General features: G+C 69.5%; 20 protein-coding genes and 1 pseudogene. 13 read left to right on the forward strand and 8 right to left on the reverse strand.

What is annotated here, in order from left to right; all coding sequences use genetic code 11:
• Window position 1: 1 nt before the first annotated feature.
• Complete coding sequence (locus tag FNM00_RS00115) at window positions 2-1,129, forward strand: XdhC family protein (RefSeq protein ID WP_143910988.1); 1,128 nt, start codon at window positions 2-4, stop codon at window positions 1,127-1,129.
• 79 nt (window positions 1,130-1,208) lie between these two features.
• Here FNM00_RS00115 and FNM00_RS19600 read toward each other — a convergent pair.
• Window positions 1,209-1,934: pseudogene (locus FNM00_RS19600) on the reverse strand (DUF981 family protein).
• 55 nt (window positions 1,935-1,989) lie between these two features.
• On the opposite strand from FNM00_RS19600, the gene FNM00_RS00125 reads away from it, so the two are divergent.
• Window positions 1,990-2,643, forward strand: a complete 654-nt coding sequence (locus FNM00_RS00125) for a TetR/AcrR family transcriptional regulator (protein WP_185972891.1) — start codon at window positions 1,990-1,992, stop codon at window positions 2,641-2,643.
• 246 nt (window positions 2,644-2,889) lie between these two features.
• Here the strand turns inward: FNM00_RS00125 and FNM00_RS00130 are convergent, their stop codons facing one another.
• The 4 genes from FNM00_RS00130 to FNM00_RS00145 all read right to left on the reverse strand — a co-directional run bounded on the left by FNM00_RS00130 (window position 2,890) and on the right by FNM00_RS00145 (window position 8,895).
• Window positions 2,890-4,326 carry a carboxyl transferase domain-containing protein gene (locus FNM00_RS00130; RefSeq protein ID WP_246065010.1) on the reverse strand — a complete coding sequence of 479 codons (1,437 nt, stop codon included), beginning with the start codon at window positions 4,324-4,326 and terminating at the stop codon, window positions 2,890-2,892.
• A gap of 704 nt (window positions 4,327-5,030) precedes the next feature.
• Complete coding sequence (locus FNM00_RS00135; protein WP_143910990.1) at window positions 5,031-6,434, reverse strand: YlbE family protein; 1,404 nt, start codon at window positions 6,432-6,434, stop codon at window positions 5,031-5,033.
• Entirely contained in the window at window positions 6,431-7,924 is a 1,494-nt protein-coding gene (locus tag FNM00_RS00140) for an AllF/FdrA family protein (protein WP_143910991.1), read from the reverse strand. The genes FNM00_RS00135 and FNM00_RS00140 overlap by 4 nt, the downstream gene beginning before the upstream one ends.
• A complete protein-coding gene (locus FNM00_RS00145) occupies window positions 7,921-8,895 on the reverse strand; it encodes an oxamate carbamoyltransferase subunit AllH family protein (protein WP_143910992.1) in 975 nt (324 codons plus the stop codon). The genes FNM00_RS00140 and FNM00_RS00145 overlap by 4 nt, the downstream gene beginning before the upstream one ends.
• Window positions 8,896-9,124: 229 nt before the next feature.
• On the opposite strand from FNM00_RS00145, the gene FNM00_RS00150 reads away from it, so the two are divergent.
• The 8 genes from FNM00_RS00150 to FNM00_RS00185 all read left to right on the forward strand — a co-directional run bounded on the left by FNM00_RS00150 (window position 9,125) and on the right by FNM00_RS00185 (window position 19,791).
• Window positions 9,125-10,849, forward strand: coding sequence for a PucR family transcriptional regulator (locus FNM00_RS00150; RefSeq protein ID WP_221933525.1), 1,725 nt, complete (start codon window positions 9,125-9,127; stop codon window positions 10,847-10,849).
• A gap of 227 nt (window positions 10,850-11,076) precedes the next feature.
• A complete protein-coding gene (locus tag FNM00_RS00155) occupies window positions 11,077-12,453 on the forward strand; it encodes a uracil-xanthine permease family protein (protein ID WP_246065011.1) in 1,377 nt (458 codons plus the stop codon).
• Entirely contained in the window at window positions 12,450-13,334 is an 885-nt protein-coding gene (locus FNM00_RS00160) for an FAD binding domain-containing protein (RefSeq protein WP_143910994.1), read from the forward strand. Before FNM00_RS00155 ends, FNM00_RS00160 begins: the two co-directional genes overlap by 4 nt.
• On the forward strand, window positions 13,331-13,861 hold the full coding sequence (locus tag FNM00_RS00165; protein ID WP_143910995.1) for a (2Fe-2S)-binding protein: 531 nt from the start codon (window positions 13,331-13,333) through the stop codon (window positions 13,859-13,861). Before FNM00_RS00160 ends, FNM00_RS00165 begins: the two co-directional genes overlap by 4 nt.
• Entirely contained in the window at window positions 13,858-16,263 is a 2,406-nt protein-coding gene (gene cutA, locus FNM00_RS00170) for an aerobic carbon-monoxide dehydrogenase large subunit (protein WP_143910996.1), read from the forward strand. The genes FNM00_RS00165 and cutA overlap by 4 nt, the downstream gene beginning before the upstream one ends.
• Window positions 16,260-16,907 carry an SRPBCC family protein gene (locus tag FNM00_RS00175; protein ID WP_143910997.1) on the forward strand — a complete coding sequence of 216 codons (648 nt, stop codon included), beginning with the start codon at window positions 16,260-16,262 and terminating at the stop codon, window positions 16,905-16,907. Before cutA ends, FNM00_RS00175 begins: the two co-directional genes overlap by 4 nt.
• Before the next feature lie 201 nt (window positions 16,908-17,108).
• Window positions 17,109-18,530 (forward strand): amidase, encoded by a 1,422-nt coding sequence (locus tag FNM00_RS00180; RefSeq protein ID WP_143910998.1) that lies wholly within the window; start codon window positions 17,109-17,111, stop codon window positions 18,528-18,530.
• Between the two features lie 178 nt (window positions 18,531-18,708).
• Window positions 18,709-19,791 carry an NADH:flavin oxidoreductase/NADH oxidase gene (locus FNM00_RS00185; RefSeq protein ID WP_143910999.1) on the forward strand — a complete coding sequence of 361 codons (1,083 nt, stop codon included), beginning with the start codon at window positions 18,709-18,711 and terminating at the stop codon, window positions 19,789-19,791.
• 112 nt (window positions 19,792-19,903) lie between these two features.
• On the opposite strand, the gene FNM00_RS00190 is transcribed toward FNM00_RS00185, so the two are convergent.
• The 3 genes from FNM00_RS00190 to FNM00_RS00200 form a co-directional block, all read right to left on the reverse strand.
• A complete protein-coding gene (locus tag FNM00_RS00190; protein WP_246065012.1) occupies window positions 19,904-21,388 on the reverse strand; it encodes a S1C family serine protease in 1,485 nt (494 codons plus the stop codon).
• A 72-nt stretch (window positions 21,389-21,460) separates the two neighbouring features.
• Entirely contained in the window at window positions 21,461-22,915 is a 1,455-nt protein-coding gene (locus FNM00_RS00195) for a sensor histidine kinase (RefSeq protein WP_246065013.1), read from the reverse strand.
• A 236-nt stretch (window positions 22,916-23,151) separates the two neighbouring features.
• Entirely contained in the window at window positions 23,152-23,847 is a 696-nt protein-coding gene (locus tag FNM00_RS00200) for a response regulator transcription factor (RefSeq protein WP_143911000.1), read from the reverse strand.
• A 436-nt stretch (window positions 23,848-24,283) separates the two neighbouring features.
• Between FNM00_RS00200 and FNM00_RS00205 the strand changes: the two genes are divergently transcribed.
• Genes FNM00_RS00205 through FNM00_RS00215 form a run of 3 tightly spaced genes read left to right on the forward strand, consistent with a single transcriptional unit; the run spans window position 24,284 to window position 26,987 of the window.
• Complete coding sequence (locus FNM00_RS00205; RefSeq protein ID WP_185972892.1) at window positions 24,284-25,330, forward strand: ABC transporter substrate-binding protein; 1,047 nt, start codon at window positions 24,284-24,286, stop codon at window positions 25,328-25,330.
• Complete coding sequence (locus FNM00_RS00210) at window positions 25,327-26,199, forward strand: ABC transporter permease (RefSeq protein WP_143911002.1); 873 nt, start codon at window positions 25,327-25,329, stop codon at window positions 26,197-26,199. The genes FNM00_RS00205 and FNM00_RS00210 overlap by 4 nt, the downstream gene beginning before the upstream one ends.
• Complete coding sequence (locus FNM00_RS00215; protein WP_143911003.1) at window positions 26,196-26,987, forward strand: ABC transporter permease; 792 nt, start codon at window positions 26,196-26,198, stop codon at window positions 26,985-26,987. The genes FNM00_RS00210 and FNM00_RS00215 overlap by 4 nt, the downstream gene beginning before the upstream one ends.
• The last annotated feature ends 11 nt before the right edge of the window (window positions 26,988-26,998 follow it).

Below are 26,998 nucleotides of genomic sequence, written 5' to 3' on the forward strand. Positions count from 1 at the left end.
GATGCGTGATGTGCTGGAGCCGTTGATCGACGCCTGGGAGAGCGGCGACCGGATCGGGCTGGGGACGGTGATCGGGACCCAGAAATCGGCGCCACGCCCGCCGGGTGCCGCGATGCTGGTGCTCGGCGACGGCTCGGTCGTCGGTTCCGTCTCGGGCGGCTGCGTCGAGGGTGATGTGTACGAGCTCGCTCAGCGAGTCGTCGCCGAGGATGCTCCGGAGCTGCGCCGTTACGGGTACTCCGATGACGAGGCCTTCGCCGTCGGGCTGACCTGCGGGGGCATCGTCGATGTCTTCGTCGAGCCGGTCGATCGCACGACCTTCCCCGAGCTCGGCACGATTGCCGAGGATGTGCGGGCCGGGCGGCCGGTGGCGGTGGCGACGGTCATCGAGCATCCCGACGCCTCATGGGTCGGCCGGCATCTGGTGCTGCGCACCGATGAGGTGCTGGGCGGGCTCGGCTCGCAGCGGGCCGACCACGCGGTCGCGGACGACGCGCGGGGTCTGCTGGCGGTCGGACGCTCGCAGGTGCTCGAGTTCGGGCCCGATGGCGAGCGCATGGACACGGGGATGAAGGTCTTCGTCAACGCCTTCCAGCCTCGTCCACGGATGATCGTCTTCGGGGCGATCGACTACGCGGCGGCGGTCGCGCGGCAGGCTGAGCTGCTGGGCTACCGGGTGACGGTGTGCGATGCGCGGCCCGTCTTCGCCACCCCCGAGCGGTTCCCGGCCGCTGACGAGGTCGTGGTCTCGTGGCCGCATCGCTATCTCCGCGCCGAGGTGGAGGCCGGACGCGTCGACCAGCGCACGGTCATCTGTGTGCTGACCCACGACCCCAAGTTCGACGTCCCGGTGCTGGATCTCGCCCTGCGCCTGGAGGGCGAGCAGCAGCCCTTCTACATCGGGGCGATGGGCTCGCGGCGCACGCACGACGAACGCTTGGAGCGGTTGCGCGAGGCGGGTCTCGGTGAGAAGCAGCTGCGCCGCCTGCACAGTCCCATCGGCCTGGATCTACGCGGGCGTACCCCCGAGGAGACCGCCGTGGCGGTGGCGGCGGAGCTGGTGGCGTTGCGGTGGGGCGGTAGCGGCCGTCCTCTCCACGAGACCGATACCGCCATCCACGCCGACTGATCCTCGGACCGATAACGATGCGTAATGGTTGCTAGGGCGACCGCAATGCATCGTCATCGGTCCCGGGAGGGTGGGACCGTCAGCCCATCGTGTTGACGATGAGCCCGATGTGCGTGAAGAAGTTCAACGCGCCGAAGGCGATGAACACCACACCGGCGATGCCCCACAGCCAGCCGATCGCGGTCCACAGCCCGTTGCGGATCGAGCGCAGCGCGAAGGGGAAGAGGATCGCGCCGAGGCCGACGATGGCGATGAGCCCGGACATGAAGATCGCCTCGACGAGCGGCCACTCGGCGAACTCACCGGAGATCGGCTCCTCGGGCGGAGCGGCGAACAGCTGGTACTTCACTCCCGCGACGGCGATGCCGATCAGGCCGAGGCCCATGCCGAGCACGAAGACCGACACGGGTCGGGCGACCTTGCGCAGATGCTCCAGGGCTCCGGGGGTCGCGAGCACCGCGGCGCCTCGGAACCAGATGTAGAGGGCGGCCGCGAGCAGCAGCACGCCGAAGGCGAGTGACGTCTCGCCGAAGATGATGTTGTCGAAGGGGAAGCCACCGGCGGCCAGCGGTCATGTGAGGGTCATGTGCAGTCCGGTCGCGGTGAGCACCAGGCCCAGCACGCCGAAGGACAGCGCCCATCCCTCCGGAACGACGTCGCCGGGGGAGCGCAGCAGCTCCCGTCCGAGCCAGACCAGTCCCACCAGACCGGCGCCGACGGCGACGGCCATGATCGTGTTGTACGTGGGCATCTCGGCCCAATCGATGACGAGTCCTTCGCTCGCGAGCGAGTTCACGTCGATCATCTCCTCTGCGGTCAGGTGCCGAGATCACGGCACATCAAGAAAACCATACGCAGGTATGAATTATTCCTCGCGGGTACAGCACGCCCGTAGGCTGGTGGTCGTGGCGGGTGAGGGCGGAGGACGTGACGGCGAGCGCGCCATGGTGCAGGGGCGAGGGGTCGACCGACAGCAGCGGATGATCGACGCGGCCGCCACCTTGCTGATCGACGAGGGCTTCGATGCGATCACCCACCGGCGCGTCGCCGACGCCGCCGGGGTCCCCCGCGGTTCGGCGAGCTACTACTTTCCGACACGTGCCGGCCTGATCGCCACCGCCGTGCGGGCCGCCGAGGACCTGCGGCTGGCCTCGGCGACCGCCTACGCGGAGGCGCTCCCCGAGCGTCGGCGGGCGTCGCGCGAGACGGCGCGAGAGCTCATCGCGACGGCCTTCGCGCCGCATGTGGACGACACCGTGGCGGTGGCACGACTGGATCCGATGACGGTGGCGCTACGCGACCCCGAGCTCGCGCCGATCATGCGGGAGCACCGGCCGGGGATCCTCGCCGCCCTCGGAGTCGTGCTGGAGCGGTCGGGACGCGGAGACGTGACCGATATCGATCTGCTCGCCCATCTCGTCGATGCCGCGTTGATCACCGCTGCCTCCGGCCCTGCGGAGGGCGTCATCGATCGCGCCGCCGACCTCGTCGGCCGCTTCCTCGACCACTACTGAGTCGCCCCGGCCGTGGCCGGTGAGTGGTCAACCACCGAAGCCCGGCCTTGCTGGTTGATGGTGCACCGCGATGTGGCCGGGTTGGAAAGCGGTGTGTGGTGAACGATGAGGTGATGGGTAGTGGTTGACAGCGCACCGCGATCGGTCGAGGGCGGAGAGCGGTGAGAGGTCAACCACGGGGAGCCCCGGTCGGTGGTTGGCCACTCACCGCCCAGGCGGACGGGATAACTCACCGCCAGGCGAACGTCAGCTGGTGAGCTCGCGCAGTTGAGCGGCGATCTCGGCGGCCATCGCGCGGACGAAGTCCTCGGCCGGCTCCCCGGGAACCTCGGCGACGAGCGCCTGCACGGTGCCCTCGGCGAGGAGATGGGCCGAGGACACCTTCTGCTGCTCGGCCATCTGGGGCGCGTGGTCGATATCGCGGTGGACGATCGCGCTGGCGCCCTCGGGAGGGAGAGGCGACAGCCAGGCGTTCTCGGCCGCGATCGTGACATCGGCAGGCAGCATGGCCAGAGCGCCGCCGCCACAGCCCTGTCCCAGGATCACGCTCACAGTCGGCACCTTCAGGGAGGACTGCATCGCGATGCAGCGGGCGATCTCACCGGCGATCGCTCCCTCCTCGGCCTCCTTCGACAGCGCCGCACCGGGTGTGTCGATCACCGACACCAGCGGCAGGCCCAGCTGCTCGGCCAGGGACATGCCACGACGCGCCTCGCGCAGCGCCGCCGGTCCCATCGGATGCTCGTCGGTCTGCCGCTTGCGGTCCTGGCCGATGACGACACAGGGGACGCCGTCGAGACGCGTCAGGGCGAGCATCATCGCCGAATCGCGCTGGCCGTCCTGCGTGCCGCGCAGCGGCACCACGATGTCGCTGCCGTAGCGGATCAGCTCGCGCACGCCGGCGCGGTCGGGCTGGCGGGTGATCTGGATCGACTCCCAGGCCGACCGCTCGCCCACCACCGGCGCCGTCCGTCGTGTCTGCACGGGCTCGGTGGGGCCGTCGGTCAGCAGAGCCAGCGTCTGGTCGAGGATCGCGCTGAGGTCCTCGTGCGGTACGACGGCGTCGATGATGCCGTGCTCGGCGAGATTCTCGCTCGTCTGCACGCCCGCGGGGAAGGGCTCGCCGTAGAGCGCCTCATAGACCTTCGGCCCGAGGAATCCCAGCAACGCACCGGGCTCGCCGACGGTCATATGCGCGAGCGACCCCCAAGAGGCGAAGACGCCGCCCGTCGTCGGGTGGCGCAGATGCGCGAGGTAGGGGAGTCCCGCGGCGCGGTGGTCGCCGATCGCCCGGGAGATCTCGATCATGTGCACGAAGGCGGTGGTGCCCTCCTGCATGCGCGTGCCACCCGAGCAGGTGGACGCGACGAGCGGCAGTCCCTCGGCGGTCGCCCGGCGGACCGCGGCGGTGATACGCCGCGCGGCGGCGACGCCGATCGATCCGGCGAGGAAGCCGAACTCATTGGCGATGACGGCGATCGGACGGCCGTGCACCGTGGCGCGGCCGGTGATCACCGACTCGTCGGTTCCTGCCCGCTCGGCGGCTCGCTCGAGGGTGGCGCGGTACTCGGCGTCCACGCCGGTGAGATCGACCGGCTCGTCCCAGGAGGTGAAGGACCCTTCGTCCAAGACGAGGTCGAGCAGCTCGTGAACCGGCATGATGGTGGGCTTGCGCTCGCTCATGACCGCACGTTACCGAGGATTTCAGGCCGACCCGGCCGGGAAGCGCGTCTGAGCACGATTTGGTCAGAACTCGCTCGGATGACAGGAAAGAACTGTCACGACTCGACCTGGACGCGAGGCGAATCCAACGGCGGATTCCGCCACATGGGAGGTGCCGCTGCTCCGGGCGGTGGGTAGGCGTCCGTTCGTGGTCGTCGTCGGTGCGACAGCGTCCGTCGCGGGCTGCTGAATGGACGCTATCGCACCGCTCCCGGGGTCATCGCTTCGGCACGGGGCCCGACGCGCTCCGGCGGCGGTGTACGTGGTTAATGACTCACCGCCACGTGATTGGGTCGTATCGCGGTGGCTGGTCAACGATGGGGTGGGCTGGCTGGGTGATGGTCCACCGCGACCGTGTGCGTTTCGATGGCGGTGAGTGATCAACGAGCGTCGTCGAGTGGTCCCGGGAGGCCGTGTCGTCCGCTGCTCCGGGCGGTGGGTAGGCGTCCGTTCGTGCTCGTCGTCGGTGGCTGGCGTGCCATGTCGACGAGTTCGACAGCCTCCACGCGGGCTCGGCCACCGTCCGGCGTCGGCACGGCAGTAGAGAGCTCGCTCGGCGATGTGGGTGGTTGATGGCTCACCGCCTCACAGGGGAGCGAGATCGGAAAGACGACGCGGAGGGACGGTCGGTACCGTCCCTCCGCGTCGTGGTGGATGCGAAGTGCTCAGCGGCGTGCGCGGGTCCTCTCGGCGAGCGCCGACAGCGCTGCCGGGAAGATATTCGCCGGAGGCGTCACCAGGCCGGCGCCGACCTGCCCGACACCCGCCACGCGACCGGCCATGCCGGTGTTGATCTGCGGCAGGATGCCGGTCCGGCAGACCCGCGAGACGTCGATACCGGTCGGCGTGCCCATGAAGTCCAGTACGGGGATGGACCAGCGCGGGTTCTCGCCGATGGTGATCTCACGCATCCGTCGCGAGGTCGCCAGCGCATCTGGGACCGAGCCGCCGACGAAGCGCACGATCGCCGGAGCGGTCGCCATCGCGAAGCCGCCGATGCCGGCCGTCTCGGTGATGGCCGAGTCGCCGATATCGGGGTTGGCATCGTCCGGCCCGTAGTCGCCCAGGTACAGACCCTCGGCGACCTGCGCCGGACCGGTGAACCACTGGTCGCCGGTGCCGGCGGTCTGGATGCCGAACTCCGTGCCGTTGCGGGCCATCGCGACCACCATCGTCGAGCCCTCGATGCCGCGCGCCGCGTCGAGCGCGAGCTTGCAGGCGGGCATCGCGATGTTGAGGAAGAAGTGGTCGTTGCCGCCGACGAAGGAGAACACCTCGGCGATGTCCTTGGCGTCGGCACCGGACTGCGCGAGAGCGGGAGCGATGTCGCGCAACAGCATCAGCGTGCCCGCGCGATTGCGATTGTGCGCCTCGTCGCCCATCTGCAGCATCTGCGTGAGGATGCCGGTCGCATCGATCGGTCCGGTCGCGCGGACCGCCTGACCGAGCAACGGGCCGAGCACATCGGACATCCAGCGCAGCCGCTGCAGCACCTCGGGCGAGTAGGCGCCGTAGCGCAGCACCTTGCCGAGGCCCTCGTTGAGGGTGCAGTACGTCCGGCGGCCGTCGGTCTGATCCTCCAGCACCCACATCCACATCGAGGGCGACACGACGCCGGCCATCGGGCCGACGGCGCTGTGGTGGTGGCAGGGCTCGAGGGAGACCGAGTCGCCGGACTCGAAGAGCGCCACGGCGTCCTCGGGATCGTCGACCAGACCCTCGAGCGCGGCCGCGCCCTGGAGCGCGCCGCGCATCGGGCCGGACGCGTTCTCCCACTTCAGCGGGGGACCGGCGTGCAGGAACTGGCCGCGCTCGAGGCCGAGCAGCTGGCTCGCGGGCGCCACATCGACGACCATCGCCTGGGTCGAGGTCATGGCATCCACGGCGCGACGGTTGGCATCGAGACGCAGCGGATCGGTGGCGACCGTGACGAGGTCGTCCTCGGTGCCCTCCATCGGGGGACGCCAGTCGACGCGGTTCACGCCGACGGCCTGGGCGTCGAGCGCGTCGGCGAAGAGGCCGACGCCGCTGGTGACGACTCCGTCGGAGGGTCGGTGGGTGCTCGTCATCGTGCGGCTCCGATCAGCGAAAGGGCCCGGCGGGTCGCCTGGGCATTGGACAAGAACACTTCGGCGCCGGCCGCGGCGAGGGCCTCGGCCTGGCGATCGGTCTGCTGGGGGTCGTCCTGGGTGCCCACGCAGGCGACCACCACGGCCAGCTCGCGACCGCCCGCCTTCGCGGTCTCGACGGCCGAGGAGATGGCCGGCGCCAGCGAACCGGCGGGATCGTCCTCGGCACCATGTCCGAGCACGACATCCATCAGCACGACAGAGGCGTCGCCGTCGCGGGCGGTGCGGGCGAGGTCCTCCAGGCGGAGGGTCGGGTCGATCATCGGGTGGGCGCGGCCGGCCGTCATGCCGTCATCGCCGAAGTCGATCATGACGGTGCCGTCGGCGCGCCGGTCGGCCCCGAGCTCCAGTCGCGGCTCCAGCGGGATATTGCTGTAGACATCGCCCACGGCGTCGGCGGCGATGAGCATCGCCTCGTCGCAGAGCGTGCCGCCGACGAAGAGGCCACGCAGGCGCCCGCCCTCGACCTGCGCCGTCTCGCCCTGGTGGGGCCACTCGGGCACCGGGCGGCCAAGGGTCTCCAGCACGGCCTCGGCCGTGGTGGTGAGATCCGGCTGGCCGGAGCCGAGGAGCGCGAACTGGACGGGAGTCGTCAGCGTCGCGGCGTACTCGCGCAGCTCCTCGGCGACCTTCGCCGCCGGAGGCTTGGAGACCACGACGATCAGCTCGGTCGAGGCGTCCTCGTCGAGGCGGCGCATGGCCTCGCGGGTGGACAGCGCGGACACGGCCTCGCTGAGGTCGCGGCCACCCACACCGAGCGCAGCGCTGACGCCGACACCCGCGTGGTCGAGCAGGCACAGCAGCTGCTGGCAGCCGGTGCCCGAGGCGGCGACGATGCCGACCGGTCCGGGGCGCACGGCATTGGCGAAGCCGAGCCCGATCCCGTCGATGACCGCCGTGCCGCAGTCGGGACCCATCACCAGCAGGCCGCGCTCGGTGGCCAGCTGCTTGAGGGCGATCTCGTGCTCGACCGGCACGTTGTCGCTGAAGATCATCACGTCGCGGCCCGCGTCGAGGGCGTCGGCCGCCTCGACGGCGGCGGAGGCGCCGGGCACCGACACGAGGGCCAGGCCGGCGTCGGTCCGGTCGAAGGCCGACAACGTGGTGCGCGGGGGCTCGATCTCGCTGGACGCGCCGTCGTCGCTGCGCCGCGAGGCGCGGGCGAGGGCCGCGTCGACCGCCTCGAGGGCGGCCGGCAGGGTTCCCTCGTCGTCGAGCCGCACCGCCACGATCATGTCGTTCGGTGTGGACTCGGGCAGCGTGAAGCCCATCTGCGCGATGACATCGCGGTTCAGGTCGGTCGCCATCGCGACCTGGGCCGCGGTGACACCGTCGACGGCGGCGACATCCTTGCTCACTTGCAGCAAGGCCACCGAGTCGGCATACGCCCCGCGGCGTAGCTCGACGTGCTCGAAGCCGGTCGTGGTCATGGGCAACTCCTCGTGACAGATGGGGTGGACGTGTGCGAGTCGGTGGTCGGGTGGTGGAGCTCGCGAGCAGCAGGCGGTGAGCTATCACGCACCCGAGGAAGGGTCGGTGAGCTATCACGCACCCGAGGAAGGGTCGGTGAGTTATCACGCACCTGAGCACCGAAAGTGCGGGATAACTCACCGCCCAGCGGAGGGTGGGCGGCGAGGTGGTCCAGGGCCAGGGTCAGGCCCAGGACGAGTCCGGCGCCGGAGGTGTGACCGACGCGCAGCATGGTCGCGGCCGCGTCGGCAGGCTCGATACGGGACTGCGCCGCCCGCAGCGAGTCGAGCAGCTGCGCGAACTCGGGGATGACGAAGCCCTCGAGAGCGCAGCGGACGAGTGTCGCGGACAGTGAGGTGGTGCGGGCGAGCAGCGGGGCGTCGATCGCCTCGAGCACCGGACTCTGCGCGAGGCGTCCGGCGGCGACCATCGTCGCGATCCAGCCGCAGAGGACGTCGTCGCCGAGCGGAGTCAGGCCGCTGCCCAGGCCGGCGAGGGCCAGGGGTGCGGTGGGGTCGGCTGCCCGCAACCCGTCCAGCGCGTCGGCAGGCAGCTCGGCCGCGATCGCGGCGGGCACGGCGTCGCCGAGGCGATCGCGTGCCGAGGCCGCCGAGGCGGGATCGAGGGACGGGACGTGCTGGTCGACCGTGCGGGCGATGCGGACCTCGCCACCGGCGAAGACCATCCGGCCGTCGCCCACGGTGACCGTCGATCCCGCGCCGGTGAGCCCCTCCAGCGAGGAGAGGGTGGTCTGGGCCGCGCAGGGCACGCGGACCCCCGCGGCCCCGACGACCGCGAGCACATCGGTGCCGTCGTCGAGGTAGACGGCGTGACCGCCGCGGTGGACGATCTCGGCCGGACGGCTCGGGCGGGCGATCCGCTCGCGGACCCACGTGGTGGCCGCCGCGGCCACCGAGCTCCGCTCGCTCATGCCGCCACCGCCTGGGGGAAGAGCACGATAGGCAGGTGGCGGCATGAGGTGGTCCTCATGGTTCGCTCGCTGCGCTCGCTCATGCCGCCACCGCCTGGGGGAAGAGCACGATAGGCAGGCGGCGGCATGAGGTGGTCCTCATGGTTCGCTCGCTCCGCTCGCTCATGGATCTCCCAGGGTAGAAATGAGGCGTCTTTCGGACCCTAATCGCTGCTGTTACGCTGAGCCGATGTCAGAAGTTGCCAAGGATCAGCCCAGGGGTGCCCAGACTTTGATGAAACATGCCTATCGCGTCCCCCTGCGTGAGGTGCTCAAGGTGGACGCCCTCGCTGGAACGACGGTCCTGGCGGGCAGTCGCGGTCTCGATCGCGTCGTGACGCGTCTCAACGTCATGGAGGTGCCCGACATCGTCGAATGGGTGCGTCCGCACGCTTTGCTCGTGACGAGCGGCTACCCGCTGGTCGATCTCGACGCGCACGACGACGAACGGCACTCGCGCTTCGTCGACCTGGTGCGCCGGCTCGACGAGCTCGATGTCGCCGCCCTCGGCATCAAGGTCGGCCGCTTCCTCGCCGATGTCCCCGACGAAGTGCTGGAGTTCGCCGACCGGCGAGGCTTCCCCATCCTGGGGCTGGCGCCGCACGCGGCCTTCGACGACCTGCTCGAGGAGGTGCACGTACGCCTCACCGACGTCCAGGCGGATGTCCTGCACCGCACCGACGCCCTGCACGCCGCCCTGGAAGGACTCGTGCTCGAGGGGGCCGGGCTCCAGGACGTCGCGAGTCGGATCGCCGACGTGCTCGGCATCGGCGTCCTCATCACCTCGATCGACGGGCGGGAGAAGGTCGGCGCCCTCGACGACCGGATGCGCCAGGCGCTGCACGATGCCGAGTTATTCGACCCCACCGGGCGGTTCCGGGTCGAACGCCCACGGTTGCAGCCCATGGATCTGGGCGACGGGCAGGTGCTGGTGCAATCGATCGTCGCCGGCAGCAGCGATCTGGCCCGCCTCGTGGCCTATCACCCGACCCGCAAGATCGCTCAGGACGATCTGAACGCCCTCCAGCGCGCCTCGACGGTCGCCGCGCTGCTCGTCACTCAGCAGCAGGCGCTCAACGCGGTCGAGAGCAAGTACCGCGGCGACTTCCTGCGCGATGTGCTCGCCGGGCGGGCCGGGGACGTCGAGCACGTGCTGGACCACGCCTCGACCCTCGGCTGGCGCATCGACTTCCCGGCGATCGTCGTGACCGCCGAGCTCGATCCGCCCGGCGAGCGCCAGGAACGGCCCCCGGCGCGTGTGCGACGCTCCTGGCAGGAACGCTTCTTCGCCGCCTGGGAGCAGGTGCTCGGCGGCTACGTGCCGATGGCCCCCACCGCGGACTTCTCCGAGGAGGTCGTCACGATCGTCCCGGCGCCGGAGAGCCTGCGCGACGACCCGGAGGCGGCGGTCGCCGCTCTGCGGGAGCTGGTCGCGCGGCTGGTGCGCGCGGTCGCGGGGGATCGCGGCGGCGGCCGGCGTCCCTTCTCGGTCGGTACGAGCCGCCTCGTACATGGCGTCGAGGGGTTCCCCGATGCCTACCAGCAGGCGCGACGGGCGACGGAGGTCGGCCGTCGCTTCACCGGCGGCAGCAGCACCTTCCACTTCGACGATCTCGGCGTGCACCGCCTGATCGGCCTGATCCCGGACCGGAGCGAGCTGACGGGCTTCGCCCAGGACGTGCTCGGCGAGCTCAACGACGAGACCCCGGACGCCGAGGAGCTCCGCGAGACCCTGCGGGTGCTGCTGGAGAACAATCTCAACGTGGCCGAGGCCTCCCGGGTGCAGTTCGTGCACTACAACACGATGCGCTATCGGATCGGCAAGCTCGAGCAGATCCTCGGACCGTTCACCGGGGACGCGAATCTCCGGCTGAACCTGGCCGTCGCCCTGCAGGTCCGCGAGATCAAGCGCTGAGCGCCACAGCGGCGGGCGCGCCGGTGATTCGGCCCGGTGTCGCAGGTGTTACCGATAGATGACACCGCCGGGTGGTAACACGATGCTGCGCGAGAGGGGCACAATCAAGTGACAGTGATCCGGGTGATTGTTCGGCACATGTCGCTCATGAGCTCCTGTGATGCAGCGCACTAGGATCGCTCAATCGGGGCATCACCGGGTGGTATCGACGGGTGTGAGGAGAACACATGTCGGGCATGTTCAGTTGGAAGGTCGTCTACGACGGCAAAACACCACCGCCGGGCAAGGCGGTAGGACCACATGAGCGGATGAGTTGGGGCCGTACCGCGGGTATCGGCATCCAGCACGTCGTCGCCATGTTCGGTGCGACCTTCGTGTTCCCGGTGGTCATGGGACTCGATCCCAACCTCGCGATTCTCTTCTCGGGCATCTGCACGATGCTCTTCCTGGTCATCGTCAAGAACTGGGTGCCGAGCTATCTCGGCACCTCCGCGGCCTTCGTGGGCGCGGTCGCGGCGATCCGCGGCCAGGGCGGCGACTCCGCCGATGTCACCGGCGCGATCCTGGTCGCCGGCCTCGTGCTGCTGGCCGTGGGCGTCGGCGTGCACTTCGCCGGTCCGGGCATGCTCAAGAAGGTGCTGCCGCCCGCCGTCACCGGCGCGGTCGTCATGCTCATCGGCTTCAACCTGGCCCCCGTGGTGGCGGGCATCTACTGGCCTCAGGATCAGTGGGTCGCGCTCGCGACCGCGGCATTCCTCATGCTGGGCGCCGTGCTGCTGCCCGGCTTCTGGGCCCGTATCGCGGTCTTCCTCGCTCTGGTCTTCGGCTTCCTGCTGTCCTGGGTCCTCGATATGACCGCCGGCGGCATCGCCAATGCGGAGACCGGTGAGGTCGCCGACCGCGTCAACTTCTCCGGCATCGGCGACGCTGCCTGGTTCGGTCTGCCGAGCGGCACGCTGGCCGACGGTGTGTCCGCGGTGCACGGGCCCAGCTTCTCGCTGACCTTCACGCTGCTGGTGCTGCCGGGCGTCATCGCGCTCATCGCGGAGAACACCGGCCACGTCCGCGGCATCGCCGATATGACCGGGGCGGACCTCGACCCGTACATGGGCCGCGCGCTCGGTGCCGACGGCTTCGCCACGGCCCTCGCCAGCTCCTTCGGCGGCTCGCCGACCACCACCTACGCCGAGAACATGGGCGTCATGTCCGCGACGCGGATCTACTCGACGGCGGCCTACTGGTTCGCGGCGGGATTCGCGATCATCCTCGGCCTGTGCCCCAAGTTCGGTGTGATCATCAACGCGATCCCCGGCGGCGTGCTGGGCGGCGTGACCGTGGTGCTCTACGGCATGATCGGCCTCATCGGCGCCAAGATCTGGGTGGACAACGGAGTCAACTTCGGCAACCCGGTCAACATGGTGCCGTTGGCTGCCGGCCTCGTGGCGGGCATCGGTGACGTGACCTTGAAGATCACCGATGACTTCCAGCTCAGCGGCATCGCCTTCGGCACCCTGCTGCTCGTGGTCATGTACCACCTGGTCAAGGGCAAGGAAAAGTCCCTCGAGAACACCGACGACGACAAGACGGATCCGACTTTCACGTGAAACCTGCTGCATTCACCTTCCAGCGACCAGCCGAGCTCTCCGAGGCACTCGCGGCGTACGCCGCGAACCCCGGGGCGAAGATCCTCGCCGGAGGACAGAGCCTCATCCCGTTGATGTCGATGCGGTTGACCACCGTGTCCGAGCTCATCGACATCAACGGGATCGGGGAGCTCTCGTTCATCGACGTGAGCGAGGCGGGGGTGCGCTTCGGCGCCCTCGCCCGCCACGCCGAACTCCACGCGCACGAGGAGGCGCGGCGAGTCCAGCCCATGTTGCACGCGGCACTGAGCCACGTCGCACACGCCACCATCCGCAACCGCGGCACCACCGTGGGCTCCATCGTCCACGCGGATGCCTCGGGCGAGATGCCGGTCGTCCTGACGCTGCTCGGCGGCACCCTCACGGTGGCGTCCACGGAAGGCCGGCGCGAGATCGCCGCGGACGACCTGTTCATCGGGCCGCTCGAGACGGCGCTGGAGAGCGGTGAGATCGCGGTCGAGGCCTTCGTCCCCGCCCTCCCGGCGCGACACGGCATCGCCTTCGACGAGATCGCCCGCCGCCACGGCGATTACGCGCTGTGCGGACTCGGCGTGGTCCTCGGTCTCGCTGAGGACGGTGGGATCGAGAGCGTCCGCGCCGGATACCTCTCGGTCACCGAGACGCCGATCGTCGTCGACCTCACCGATTGCTTCGCCGACGGGATCGACGCCTCGTCGCTCGTCGCCGCGGGCGAGAAGGCGCTCGAACAGCTGGAGCCCGAGGGCGACATCCACGCCAGCGCGGAGTACCGGGCGCAACTCGCCCGCACGCTCACGGCACGCGTCATCACCGCGGCGCACGCCGATGCGAAGGCCCGACTCGACCAGGAGGCGAAGGCATGACTACTTCCCCCACGTCCGCCGAACCCGTGGAGACCGTCCGCCTTCGGGTGAACGGCGTCACGCACGAGACCCAGGTGCCGCCGCGCCGGCTGCTCAGCGACGCGCTGCGTCATGATCTCGGCCTCACCGGCACGCATGTGGGCTGCGAGCATGGCGTCTGCGGCGCCTGCACGATCCTCGTCGACGGCCAGCCGATGCGCTCGTGCCTGATGTTCGCCGTCTCGGCGCAGGACTACGAGCTCACCACCGTCGAGGGACTCACCCGCCCGGACGGCTCGCTCGGTCCGGTCCAGCAGGCCTTCAAGGACTGCCATGGTTTGCAGTGCGGCTTCTGCACTCCCGGCTTCCTCACCACGATCACCGCCGGAATCGCTGAGAACCCCGACCCGGACCGTGCCGAGGCACTCGACATGATCTCGGGCAATCTCTGCCGATGCACCGGCTACCAGAACATCGTGGCCTCGGTGCTGCGCGCCGCGGAGATCCAGCGCGAGGACGCCCAGGACGAGGAGGGCCAGAACCGATGACCACCAAGATGATGGGCGAGCCGGTCGCCCGCGTCGAGGACGATCGGCTCGTCACCGGACACGGACGCTACTCCGACGACCTCGCCCCCGAGGCCCTGGAGATGGCGGTGCTGCGCAGCCCGCACGCCCACGCCCGCATCGTCTCCATCGATGTCGACGCCGTGCTCGATGTCGCGGGCGTCCACGCCGTCTACACCTACGAGGATCTCGAAGGTCCGCTGGCCGAACCGCTGCCGCTGCTCATCCCGCACCCCAATCTGACCCACGGCCGCACGCAGTACGCCCTGGCCAAGGACGAGGTCAACTATGTCGGCGAGGCGATCGCGATCGTCGTCGCCGACAACCGTTACCTCGCCGAGGACGCCGTCGGCCTGATCGAGGTGCAGTACGAGTTCCTCGCTCCCGTCGTCGGCATCGACGCCGCGCGCGCCGCCGACCATCTCGTGCACGAGGACGTTCCCGGCAATGTGGCCGCCACGATGGAGCAGTCCTTCGGCGATCCCGAGGCCGATATCGGCGGTGCGCCGCACCGGCTGACCTTCGACCTCGAGATCGAGCGCAGCGCCTCCATGCCGATGGAGGGCCGCGGAACCGTCGCGCGCTGGGACGAGGACCTCAAGCGCATGAGCGTGTGGTCGTCGACCCAGACCTCCACGGGTGTCCGCGCCGCGGTCGCCACCAAGCTCAGCCTCGATCTGAGCCAGGTCGACGTCATCACCCCCGATGTCGGCGGCGGCTTCGGTGCCAAGATCGTGCACCCCTGGCCCGAGGAGGTCCTGGTGCCGATGGCCGCCAAGGTCCTCGGCCGGCCGGTGAAGTTCACCGAGGACCGTCGCGAGCACTTCATCTCCTCGGCCCACGAGCGCGGCCAGCAGCAGCACATCGACGTCGGCTTCGACGACGACGGACGCATCCTGGGCCTGTCCGTGCAGTTCTGGCACGACAACGGCGCCTACACCCCCTATGGCCTGATCGTGCCGATCATCACCTCGACCCAGCTCATCGGACCGTACAAGCTGCCCAGCTACCGCGTGGTGTTCCAGAGCCTCTACACCAACACGGTCATCGTGACGCCGTACCGCGGCGCTGGACGTCCGCAGGGTGTCTTCGCGATGGAGCGCACGATGGACGCCATCGCCGCGTATCTCGGCAAGGACCGCACCGAGGTGCGCGAGGCGAACTTCATCCAGCCCGATGAGTTCCCTTACGCGCACGGCGAGCTGTCCTTCCAGGACGGCCGCCCGCTCATCTACGACTCGGGCAACTATCCCGAGATGATGCGCAAGGCCAAGGCACTCGTGGACTGGGACGAGTTCGAGAAGATCCGCGACGAAGCACGCGCCGAGGGCCGCAAGGTCGGCATCGGCATCGCCTGCTATGTCGAGGGCACCGGCGTGGGCCCCTATGAGGGCGGCCACGTGCAGATCGAGACGAGCGGCAAGGTCAAGGTCTCGACCGGCCTCACCACGCAGGGTCAGGGCCATGAGACCGCGTTCGCGCAGATCGTGGCCGACGAGCTCGGCGTGCGCTTCGAGGACATCCAGGTCGTCACCGGCGACACCCGGCGTTCGCCGTACTCGGTGGGCACCTTCGCGTCGCGTGCCGCCGTCATGAGCGGCTCGGCCGTCGCGCTCGCTGCGCGGGCGGCGAAGGCGAAGGCTCTGCGCCTGGCGGCAGATGCGCTGGAGGTCGATGTCGACGATCTGGAGATCGTCGACGGCATCGTCCGCGTCAAGGGCGCGCCCGCCAGCCAGATCGCGCTCGGCACACTCGCCGTGCTCTCCAATCCGCTGCGGTACGCCTTCGACGAGGCATCGCGCGCCGCCACCCAGTTCGCGGTCGGCGATCCCACCAAGCCCCCGGTCGCCGAGGACGACGAGCCCGGTCTGGAGGGCAAGGACTACTACTCGCCGATGCGCTCCACCTTCGCCAGCGGCATCCACGTGGTGATCGTGGAGACCGATCCGGAGACCGCGGAGATCTCGATCCTCAAGTACGCGGTGGTGCACGACTGCGGCACCCTCATCAACCCGCGGATTGTCGAGGGACAGGTGCACGGCGGTGTGGCGCAGGGAGTCGGCGGCGCGCTCTACGAGCGGATGGCCTACGACGAGACCGGCCAGCTGCAGAACGCCTCGTTCATGGACTTCCTCATGCCCTATGTGACGGAGGTCCCCGAGAGTATCGAGATCGACCATCTGGAGACCCCCTCGCCCTTGAACCCGCTCGGGCTCAAGGGCGCGGGTGAGGCCGGGGTCATCCCCACGGCGGCTGCGTTCGCGGCCGCCATCGAGGACGCCGAGGGCTTCACCATCACCTCGATGCCGATCTCGCCTTCGGAGCTGTATGCCCTGCGGCTCGAGAAGGCCACTGACACAGCGACCGAAAGGACGAACACATGAAGGTAGCGGGAACCGCCACGCTGGACGCAGGAGTCGAGAAGGTCTGGGACGCCCTGCTCTCGCCCGAGGTGCTCGTCCGCACGATCCCCGGGTGCGAGCGCCTCGAGGAGACCGGAGAGAACAGCTACTCTGCGGTGATCACCGCCGGTGTGGCGTCCATCAAGGGCACGTACAAGGGAGCCGTCCAGCTCTCGGACCTCAAGCCGCACGAGTCGCTGCGCATGCACGCCGAGGGATCGGGCGCGCCCGGCACCATCTCGGTCGATGTCGACGTGCGCTTCGAGCCGGCGGAGGACGGCACGACGCAGATCAGCTACGAGGCGGACGCGGTCGTCGGCGGCATGATCGGCGGCGTCGGCCAGCGGATGCTCACCTCGGTCAGCAAGCGGATGGCCAAGGAGTTCTTCGGCTCGGTCAACAAGGTGCTGGCCGGTGAGCCGGTCGCTGCTGCTGCCGCCCCGGAGACCGCGGCCGAGGGCCAGCCGGCTGCCGCGACGGCCACCACCGCGCAGCCTGCAGCCGCGGGTGTTGTGACGGCCGCTCCGGCGGCGAGCCCCGATGCCTTCCTCAAGGGCGTCGTGACCGGTGCCGCGATCGCGCTGCTCGGTGTCGCCGTGGGCGCCATCGCTTCCCGTCGCCGCTGACGGTCACCGCCTCGGGAGTCTGGCTGCGGCCGGCGCTCCCCTCCCGCGAGTGGTGCATTTTCGCCCCAGGAACGCCGTTTCCGGGGCGGATTTGCGCCACTCGCGGACGGATTTGCACCACTCGCGGACCTCTGTGCTCCGCGCAGGGAGGTGCCCCCACACTTGCGGGCCTCGACGAGGGCGCGCAGCGAAGGAGACGACATGACGAGCGCTGAGATCGACCACTACTCGACCGCGCGGGAGATGCGCGACGCGGTGCGCTCCAAGCAGATCTCCGCACGCGAACTGCTCGAGCTGCACCTCGGCCGCATCGACGCCACGAACGGCACGATCAATGCCATCGTGAGCCTCGACCCCGAGCGGGCCCGCGAGGCCGCCGCCCGCGCCGACGAGCAGTTGGCGCGCGGCGAGGAGGTCGGTCCGCTGCACGGGCTGCCCTTCGCGTTCAAGGACACCCACGCGGTCGGCGGCTGGCGGAGCACCTCGGGCTCGGTCCTGCGCGCCGATCACATCCCGGAGCGCGACGAGCTCGTCGTCGAGCGCGTGCGCAAGGCGGGAGCCGTCACGGTCGGCAAGACCAATGTCCCGGAGTGGGCGGCCGGATCGCACACCTTCAACCCGATCTTCGGCACCACCGTGAATCCCTACGATCCGACCCGTTCGGCCGGTGGCTCCAGCGGCGGATCGGCTGCGGCCCTCGCGAGTGGCATGGTGCCGCTGGCCGATGGCAGCGACATGGGCGGCTCGCTGCGCAATCCCGCGTCCTTCTGCAATGTCGTCGGCCTGCGGCCCTCCTTCGCGCGCGTGCCGCAGTGGCCGACCGGCAATGCCTGGGAGACCACCTCGGTGCAGGGCCCGATGGCTCGCAATGTCGACGATCTCGCCCTGCTGCTCTCGGTACAGGCCGGTCCTGACGGCCGCTCGCCGGTGGGCCAGGAGACGCCTGGATCGGCCTTCGAGCAGGTCCAGCGGATCGGGCTCGCTGGCTTGAAGGTCGCGGTCTCGGTGGATCTGGACGGGGCCTTCGAGGTCGACCACCAGGTGCGTGATGTCGTCGAGGCGCAGGCTCGCGCGCTCGCGGATGCCGGTGCCCAGGTCATCCAGCGTGCCCCCTCGCTCACCGAGGCCGAGGACACCTTCCGCACCTTGCGAGCCTGGCATTTCCAGGCCAGCTACGGTGCGATGCTCGCCGAGCATCCGGACAGCTTCAAAGCCTCGCTCGCGGACAATATCCGTCTCGGCGCGGATCTCACGGGTGCGGATGTCGCCCGGGCCTATCACCAGCGCACGGAGCTCTCCCTGCGCATGCGGGAGTTCTTCGACGAGATCGACGTGCTCGTCATGCCGGTCAGCCAGGTGCCGCCGTTCAGCGCGGACCAGGAGTACCCGGCCGAGATCAACGGCCAGGCGCAGCAGACCTATCTGGACTGGATGCGGTCGGCCTACTTCATCACCGTCACAGGTTGCCCGGCGCTGTCGATCCCGGCGGGTTTCACCCGCGAGGGATGGCCGGTCGGCATCCAGCTGGTCACCGCCCCCAACACCGAACGGCGTCTGCTGGAGATCGGGCGCGCTGTCGAGGAGATGACCGGCGCATCGGCACGTCGTCCCTCCCTCGCCTGACCGCCCCGGGGCGGTGAGTTACACACCTCTCGGGCCGATGAGCGGTGGTTTACGCACCTCTCAGCACGGTTGAGACGTGCGCAAGTCACCGCTCCCGCGGGTGAGGGGTGCGTAGGTCACCGCCCCGGGCCGGGGGAACGACGGAATGCGAGGCGCTCGTCGGAGGTTGACCCTCGATATGAGCGCTGCCCTGTTCGAGCCCATCACCGTCCGATCCGTCACCGCCCGCAATCGCATCTGGCTGGCGCCGATGTGCCAGTACTCGTGCTTCGCGCGCGATGGCGTGCCGACCGACTGGCATCTCGTCCACCTCGGCTCGCATGCCATCGGCGGGTTCGGCCTGCTCATCACCGAGGCGACCGCCGTGGTCCCGGAGGGTCGCATCAGCCCCGAGGACACCGGCCTGTGGAATGACGACCAGACCCGCGCCTGGACTCGGGTCGTCGACTTCGTACACCAGCAGAGTGCGGCGATCGGCGTCCAGCTGGCGCATGCCGGGCGGAAAGCCTCGACCTATGCCCCGTTCGCCGAGGCGAGCGGCACGGTTCCACCCGAGGCCGGCGGCTGGCAGACGGTCGCTCCCTCGGCGGCCGCCTATCCGGGGCTCGCGGAACCGTGCGCGCTGACCCGCGACGAGGTGGCGGCGATCCCCGCGGCCTTCGCCGACGCCGCGACCCGCGCCGACGCGGCGGGCTTCGATCTGGTGGAGATCCACGCGGCGCACGGCTATCTGCTGCACCAGTTCCTGTCGCCCCTGTCGAACCAGCGTGAGGACGAGTACGGCGGCGACTTCGACGGACGGACACGGCTCGTGCGGGAGGTCGTGACCGCCGTGCGCGAGGTGTGGCCCGCCGACAAGCCCCTGGCGATCCGCTTCTCGGGCACCGACTGGCTCGACGACGGATGGACGCTGGACGAGACGGCGCGCCTGTCGGCCGAGCTGCGCGAACTGGGCGTGGACATCGTCGACGTCTCGTCCGGGGCGCTGCTTCCGGCGGACATTCCGGTGGGGCCGGGTTATCAGGTGCCTCTCGCTCAGGAGGTGCGCCGGGTCTCGGGCCTCACGACCGGCGCTGTCGGCCTGATCACCGAGCCGGGGCAGGCCGAGAAGATCCTCGAGGCCGGTGAGGCCGATCTCGTGCTGCTGGCTCGAGCGGCGCTGCGCGACCCCGCCTGGCCGCTGCGGGCGGCGCATGAGCTCGGCGTCAGCCGCGAGGACGCGCCCTATACCCCGCAGTACGAGCGCGGCGCCTGGCGCTGATCCCGTGGGCGGTGAGTCATCCCGTACTCGTGACGGTAGGCGGTGAGCTGTCCCGCACTTCGAGCGCAGAAGTGCGGGACAGCTCACCGCCCGCGGGCGATGCTGATGCGGATCAGCGCTGGAGATCGCCGGCGTCGGAGCCGAGGGTCACCTTGACGTCCTCCTGCTTGCCATCGCGTTGGATGGTCAGCGTCACCTCGTCGCCCGGCTGGTAGCTGCGGACCGTGGCGATGAGGGCCTGGTTGGTCGCGACCGGATGATCGTTGACCGCGGTGACGATATCGCCCTCGCGCAGACCGGCCTCGTCACCGGGGCCACCGGACTCCACCTCGGCGACACGCGCGCCGATACCGGTGATCTGGTCGTCGCCGGTGGCGCTCTGCACGGTGATGCCGATGCGAGCGTGCTCGACCGTCTTGCCGTCGAGGATCTGCGCGCTGACATTGCGTGCGAGGTCAGAGGGGATCGCGAAGCCGAGACCGATGGAGCCACCCTCGACGCCGCCGGAGGACCGGATCGCCGAGTTGATGCCGATCACGCGGCCTTCGAGGTCGACCAGCGGCCCTCCGGAGTTGCCCGGGTTGATGGCCGCGTCCGTCTGGATGGCGGGGAAGGTCGTCAGAGTGTCCGAGCTGCTGCTCTGATCGCCCGGCGAGACCGGCCGGTTCAGCGCCGAGACGATGCCCTGCGTGACCGTCGACTCGAGGCCGAAGGGCGAGCCGATCGCGACGACCTCCTGGCCGACTCTCACGTCGGACGAGCTGCCGAACTGGGCCGTCTCCAAACCGGACACGTCCTCGGCCTGGATCACGGCGATGTCGGTGGCCGGGTCGGTGCCGATGATGGTCGCGCGGGCATTGGTGCCGTCATTGAAGCCCACCGTGAGCGTGCCACCGTCCGCGGCTGCCTCGACCACGTGATTGTTGGTCACGATCTTGCCGTCCTCGCTGATGATGACCCCCGACCCGGAACCGCCTTCGCCGCCTCCGGAGAAGTTGATCTGGACGACGGACGGCATGATCTTCTGGGCGACCTGCTCGACCGTGCCCGCGGGCAGATCCGAGGAGGCCGGGGCATCGATCGAGGTGCCGGTGCTGGTCGAGGTCGAGTTGCCGCCATCGGAGAACTGATTGCCCAGGATCCCACCGGTGAAGCCGGCGATGAGCGCCAGCGCGACGATACCGATCGCCGCCGCGATGGGTCGGCCGCGGCGGGGGCGTCCAGCGGGCGGGACCTGCCCGGAGCCCGGGGGAGTCGGACCGTGGGGCGGCGGGGGCGGCGCCAGCACCGAGGTGTGCTCAGCGGGACCGTGGCCCGGGGTGATGCCCGGTCCGGCCGGCTGCGCACCGGGGTGAGGGGCTCCCGGAGGGGGCGCCGACGCGTGGGGCGCGTGTGCTTCACGCGGCTCGTCGGGAGAGGGCGCGGACGAGCCGGAGGCCGGACCCGTCGGGACGGGACCCGTCGGGGCCGGACCCATCGGGATGGGGCCGCGTTCCTCGGTCGTGTCCTCGCCGGTCTCACCGGCCGGCGGCTGCGGCTGACGCTGCGCGGGCGGCGTGTACGGACGCTCGGCGAAGGGATCGTGCGAATCGGTCATGTCAAGACATTCTCTCGCATAGCTGAGACGGTGATGAAAGGTCGGTGTGAGCGGGCGAAGACCTCCACTGTGTCAGGGCCCGCCGGACGGCGCGAGCGGGAGATGCAGGGTGAAGGTCGATCCGGAGCCGAGGATCGAAGCCACCTCGACCCGCCCGCCGTGGCGCTCCGCGGCTCTCTGGACGATCGACAGGCCCAGCCCCGATCCGGGGAGGGAGCGGGCGGCCGTCGAACGGTAGAAGCGCTGGAAGACGTGCGGCAGATCCTCCTCGGCGATGCCGGGTCCTTCGTCGCTGATCGACAAGACGCCCTCGGTCAGGCGGACGGTGATGGTGCCGTCCGGAGGACTCCACTTCGCCGCATTGTCGAGCAGGTTGGTGACGGCGCGCTCGAGAGACTGACTCTCGCCGACGACCTGCGAGTCGTCGAGCGCCACATCCCAGGTGACGCCCGGAGCGCGCAGGCGCACACGGGTCAGCGACTGCTCCACGATGTCGTCGAGGGCGAGCGGCTCGGGATCACGGTGCAACGGCTCGTCCCTGGCGAGCTCGACGAGGTCGCCGATGAGGGAGGTGAGCTCGTCGAGCTGGGCGCGCACGTCGTCCATCAGCTCGCCTTGTGCCTCGGCGTCGAGCCGACGGTCAGGATCGCTCGTGGCCTGACGTAGCAGCTCGATATTGGTGCGCAGGCTCGTGAGCGGGGTGCGAAGCTCGTGGCCGGCATCGGCGATGAGCTGTCGTTCGCGGGTCTGTGACTCGCCGAGGGCTCGGAGCATCGTGTTGAAGGAACGCGTGAGCCGGGCGAGCTCGTCGTTGCGGGTGCCCCAGACATCGATGGGCTCCATCTCACCCGTCGAGGCGATGCGCTCGGTCGCGGCGGTGAGGCGGCGCACCGGTCGCAGACCGTTGCTCGCCACCGCCCAGCCGGCCATGGCGGACATCGCGACGCCGGCGGCGCTCGCCAGCACCAGGACCACCGCGAGCCGGTCCAGCGCGCGCTGGGTGGACTCCATCGACTGGGCGAGCACGAAGGCCTGGCCCGGCTGCGTCTGGATCGAGACGATGCGGAACGGCTCCCCGCCCGCGTCCACCGTGCGCGCGGACTGCGACCGGGTGCCGAGCGCGACCTCCTGCTCGGGGATGCCGTACGGGACGCTGCTGACCTTCTGGGTGAGCAGATCGCCGCCGTTCACGAAGACCACGCGGATGCCCATCGCATTGAGCATCTGCTGCACCGATCCGGCGTTGGTCGAGTTGAGCGACGAGGCGGTGACGCCGGCGTCGACCGCGTCGTTGGCCCGCTTGACGAGGGTCTGATCCACCGAACCGATGAACTCCGATCGCACGGTGACGTAGAAGACGGCGCTGACGACTGACAGCACCAGGGCGACGGCGACCGTGGTCAGGATGGTGACGCGTGCCGCCAGCGAGATGCGCGAGGTGACGGGACTGAGAGCATCGTGCAGCCAGTCCAGGAACCGGTCGACGAGTCCCTTCGGCCGCTCAGCCAACTCGCTGCGCTCGCTCACGGCGCCACCGCCGAGAAGGAGCGAGGGTAGGTCGGTGTCGCCGTGAGGGTGCTGATGGTTCGTTCGCTGCGCTCACTCATGGCGCCACCGCCGAGAAGGAGCGAGGGTAGGTCGGTGTCGCCGTGAGGGTGCTGATGGTTCGTTCGCTGCGCTCACTCATGGCGCCACCGCCGAGAAGGAGCGGGGGTAGGTCGGTGTCGCCGTGAGGGTGCTGATGGTTCGTTCGGCTTGCTCGTTCACGGCGGCGTCTCCCGCAGGACGTAGCCGACCCCCCGGACCGTGTGCAGCAGCCGATCCTCGCCCTCGGCCTCGAGCTTGCGGCGGACGTAGCCGACGTAGACCTCCAGCGAGTTGGCGCTCGTGGGGAAGTCGAATCCCCAGACCTCCTCGAGGATGAAGGACCGCTCGAGCACGCGTTTGGGGCGCTGCAGGAACAGTTCGAGGAGGGCGAACTCGGTGCGGGTCAGGGAGATATTGCGCCCGTTGCGGACGACCTCACGGGTGTTGGGGTCCAGGCTGAGGTCGGCGAAGTGCAGGACCGGCTCGTCCTCGTCCTGGGCATCGGCGGGACGCGCGGAGCGGCGCAGCAGCGCGCGGAGCCGGGCGAGGAGCTCCTCCAGGGCGAAGGGCTTGGTGAGATAGTCGTCGGCACCCGCGTCGAGACCGTCGACGCGATCGGTGACGGCATCGCGGGCGGTGAGCACGAGGATCGGCACGTCGTTGCCGGCCGAGCGCAGCGCGCGGGTCGCCTCCAGGCCGTCGAGGCGCGGCATCATCACGTCCATGACGATGGCATCGGGCTGGACCTGAGGCACCCGGGCGAGTGCCTCAGCGCCGTCGGACGCGAGCTCCACCGTGTAGCCGTTGAACTCCAGGGATCGTCGCAGGGAGTCACGGACGGCGCGATCGTCGTCCACCACCAGGATGCGCATGATCCCAGTGTGCCGTGGATGCCTGAGATCCGTCTGAAGGAGAGCGGTCCGAGGTCGTCGGCTCCAGCCGCTCGGCAGGGGACGATCGATGGACGGCATGGCTCGACCTGAGGACAACGGACACGCTCGTCTCACGGCGAACTGCTCCCGGGGAGACGGCCGAGGAGGTGCATCGTCGGCCCCGCCGCGAACCTTCGCTGTCGTCGGCTGAACGGGTGACGCCTCTGTCGGGAGTCGTCCCGGTGCCATGATCACGTCCATCGCCACCCGTCGCCACGCCATTTCTCGATCCTGAATTTTCCCTGTTATAGCAGAGAGAGTGCCCCTTTCCGGGCTGCCGTGTCATCAGAAAGTTACGTGGGAGGCCTTGCGCGGTCCAGGGTCGAAGGCCTTATGGTTACTACCAATTTGGTCCCTACCATTTATGAGGAACGTCATGCGATCTCTACCTCGGAGGCTCACCGCCACCATCGCCGCTGCTCCGGTTGCAGTCGTTCTCGCCGCCTGTGGGGGCAGCGGCGACGATGACGCCACCACCCTGTCGCTCTCCCACTGGGGCGGCATCTGGGAGGAGGGCGTGACCGCCATCGAACCCGGCCTTACCGAGGCGACGGGCATCACCATCAAAGGTGCGGCCGACGGACAGAACGGCCTGACCAAGATCCAGCAGCTGCCGACCGCCTACGACGCGGCCCTGCTCACCGCCGACAAGGCGGCCGTCGGACTACAGGACGGAACCCTGCAGCCCATCGACACCAGCCGCATCGAGAACCTCGACACGATCCCCGACGCGGTGCTCGACGGCCTCATGGTCGACGGTGAGCTCGCAGCGGTGCCGATCAGCTACGGCGCGCAGGGCATCCTCTACCGCGAGGACCTGCTGGGCAAGAAGCTCACCTCGTGGGCCGATCTGTGGGATCCGGGTCTGGAGAACAACCTGGCGATCGGCGCTCTGCCCAGTGTCGCCGGCGTCTTCGTCCTCCAGGCCGGTGGCGAGGCATTCGGGGACGGGCCCGATGATCTCGAGGCGGGTTGGGAGGCCATGGAAGAGCTCCGTCCCAATGTCCAGTACCAGTACACGCTGTCATCGGATCCGTTGAGCAAGCTGGCCGACGGCAGCCTCCTGGCCACCGTCACGTTCGCCGACCTCGGCGTCGATCTCGCCGACTCGGGCGTCACCACGCTGATCCCCGAGGAGGGCACGAACTGGAGCGTCCAGCCGGTGGGGATCCCCGCCGAGGCCGAGAACGTCGACGCGGCGTACGACTTCATCAACTACATGCTGAGCGACGAGGCGCAGTCGACCTGGGTGGAGGCGACCCACGTCGCCCCGGCCAGCCAGGCCGCCGAGCTGCCCGCGGAGATCAGCGACCAGCTGCTGGAGACCGATGAGGTCGCCGCGCGACTGTGGCCCATCGACTGGCTCCAGATCGGCACCGAGATCCAGGACTGGACGGTCCGCTGGCAGGAGCTCTTCTCGTGACATCTGTCGCGCCACGCGCCGCGGGTCGGGTCCGTCAGGGCCCGACCCGCGTCGGGAGCACCACCTCCGTCAGCTGGGCTCTGCCGGCGGCCCTCCTGGCGCCGATGGTCCTCTTCGTCCTCGGCCTGTTCGTCCTTCCCTTCGTCATGGTGGTCACGACGGCGTTCACCGATGCCGCGACCGACAGCTGGTCGCTCACGAACTTCCAGGAGTTCTTCAGCCGCTCCGTCGGCTGGACCGCTCTCCGCAACACGTTGATCATCGGTGTCGGGACGACGGTCGTCGCGGCCGCCGTCGCCGTCCCCTATGCCTACGGGATGGTCCGTCACCCGCGGTGGCGGGCGATCTTCATCGCGGTGCTCTTCGCGCCGCTGCTCATCAACGGCGTGGTCCGCGTCTTCGGCTACCAGCTGCTGGCGCGATTCGTGGATCGAGTCTGGCCGTGGGGAGACCTGCCGCTGCTGTACTCGCTGACAGGTGTCGTGATCTCGCTGGTGGTCTTCATGCTCCCGCAGATGACGATCGCGGTCTTCGCGAGCCTGGATCGCATGGACCGCCGACTGGTCGACGCGGCACAGACCCTGGGCGCCGGCAACTGGCAGGTCTTCCGGACCGTCGTGTTACCCGCGGCGCGTCCGGGGATCGTGGCCGGATCGATCATCACCTTCGGCGCATCGGCCGGCTCCTATCTGGCCCCGGCGATGGTCGGCGGTGGCCGGGTCCCCGCCATGCCGACGCTGATCTACGGGTCGGTGAGCGGCGCCGGGAGCTGGAACTTCGGCGCTGCCGTGGCGGTGGTGCTGATGGCCATCGTCCTCCCGCTGATGATCCTGTCCCTCGTGCAATCGGCCCGGAGGTCTGCCCCATGAGTCGTCGAATACCCTCCGTCAACATCCTCGTCGCGATCGTGCTGCTGGCTCCGCTCGCGGCGGTCATCGCGACCTCCCTCAACTCCGGCAACTATGCCGTGTTCCCGCCCCGCGGCTTCTCGCTCGACTGGTTCTCCACGGCCTTGGGCAACACCAAGTTCCTCGATGCCCTTCGCCTGAGCTTCGTCGTCGCGGCGGCCAGCACGGTCGTCTCGATCGTCGTCGGCTTCCTCGCCGCCTACGCGATGACCCGCTACGAGTACCGCGGACAGCGGCTCTCGCAGATCACCGCGCTCGGTCCGCTGACCGTGCCGGAGATCGTCGTCGGCCTCAGCGTGTTCGTCTTCGTCGCGTTGCGGCTGCAGCAGGCCCCGAGCATCCCCGCCCTCGTCCTGGGGCACTGCGTCGTCGGCATCCCCATCGGCCTGCAGGTCATCGTCGCCACGATGGCATCGCAGGACGTCGCCCTGGAACAGGCGGCCGAGACCCTGGGCGCATCGAGTTGGCGGGTCTTCCGCACCATCACGCTGCCCTTGGCGACGCCGGGCCTCATCGGGGCATCGCTGCTGGTCTTCATCTTCTCGTTCGACAACATCAGCATCTCGCTGTTCCTCATGCCGCCGGGCGAGTCGACCCTTCCCGTCGTGATGTACCAGTACCTGGACTTCAGGCCCGATCCCTCGATCGCCGCGATGTCGACGCTCCTGGTCGCCCTCGGCCTGATCGTCTTCTTCGTCCTGCACCGCATCGGTGCGCTGAAACATCTGACCGGCAGCGGCCTGCGCTGACCTCTGGAGAC

Source organism: Aeromicrobium piscarium (assembly GCF_007421815.1).
Classification (GTDB): Bacteria; Actinomycetota; Actinomycetes; order Propionibacteriales; family Nocardioidaceae; genus Aeromicrobium; species Aeromicrobium piscarium.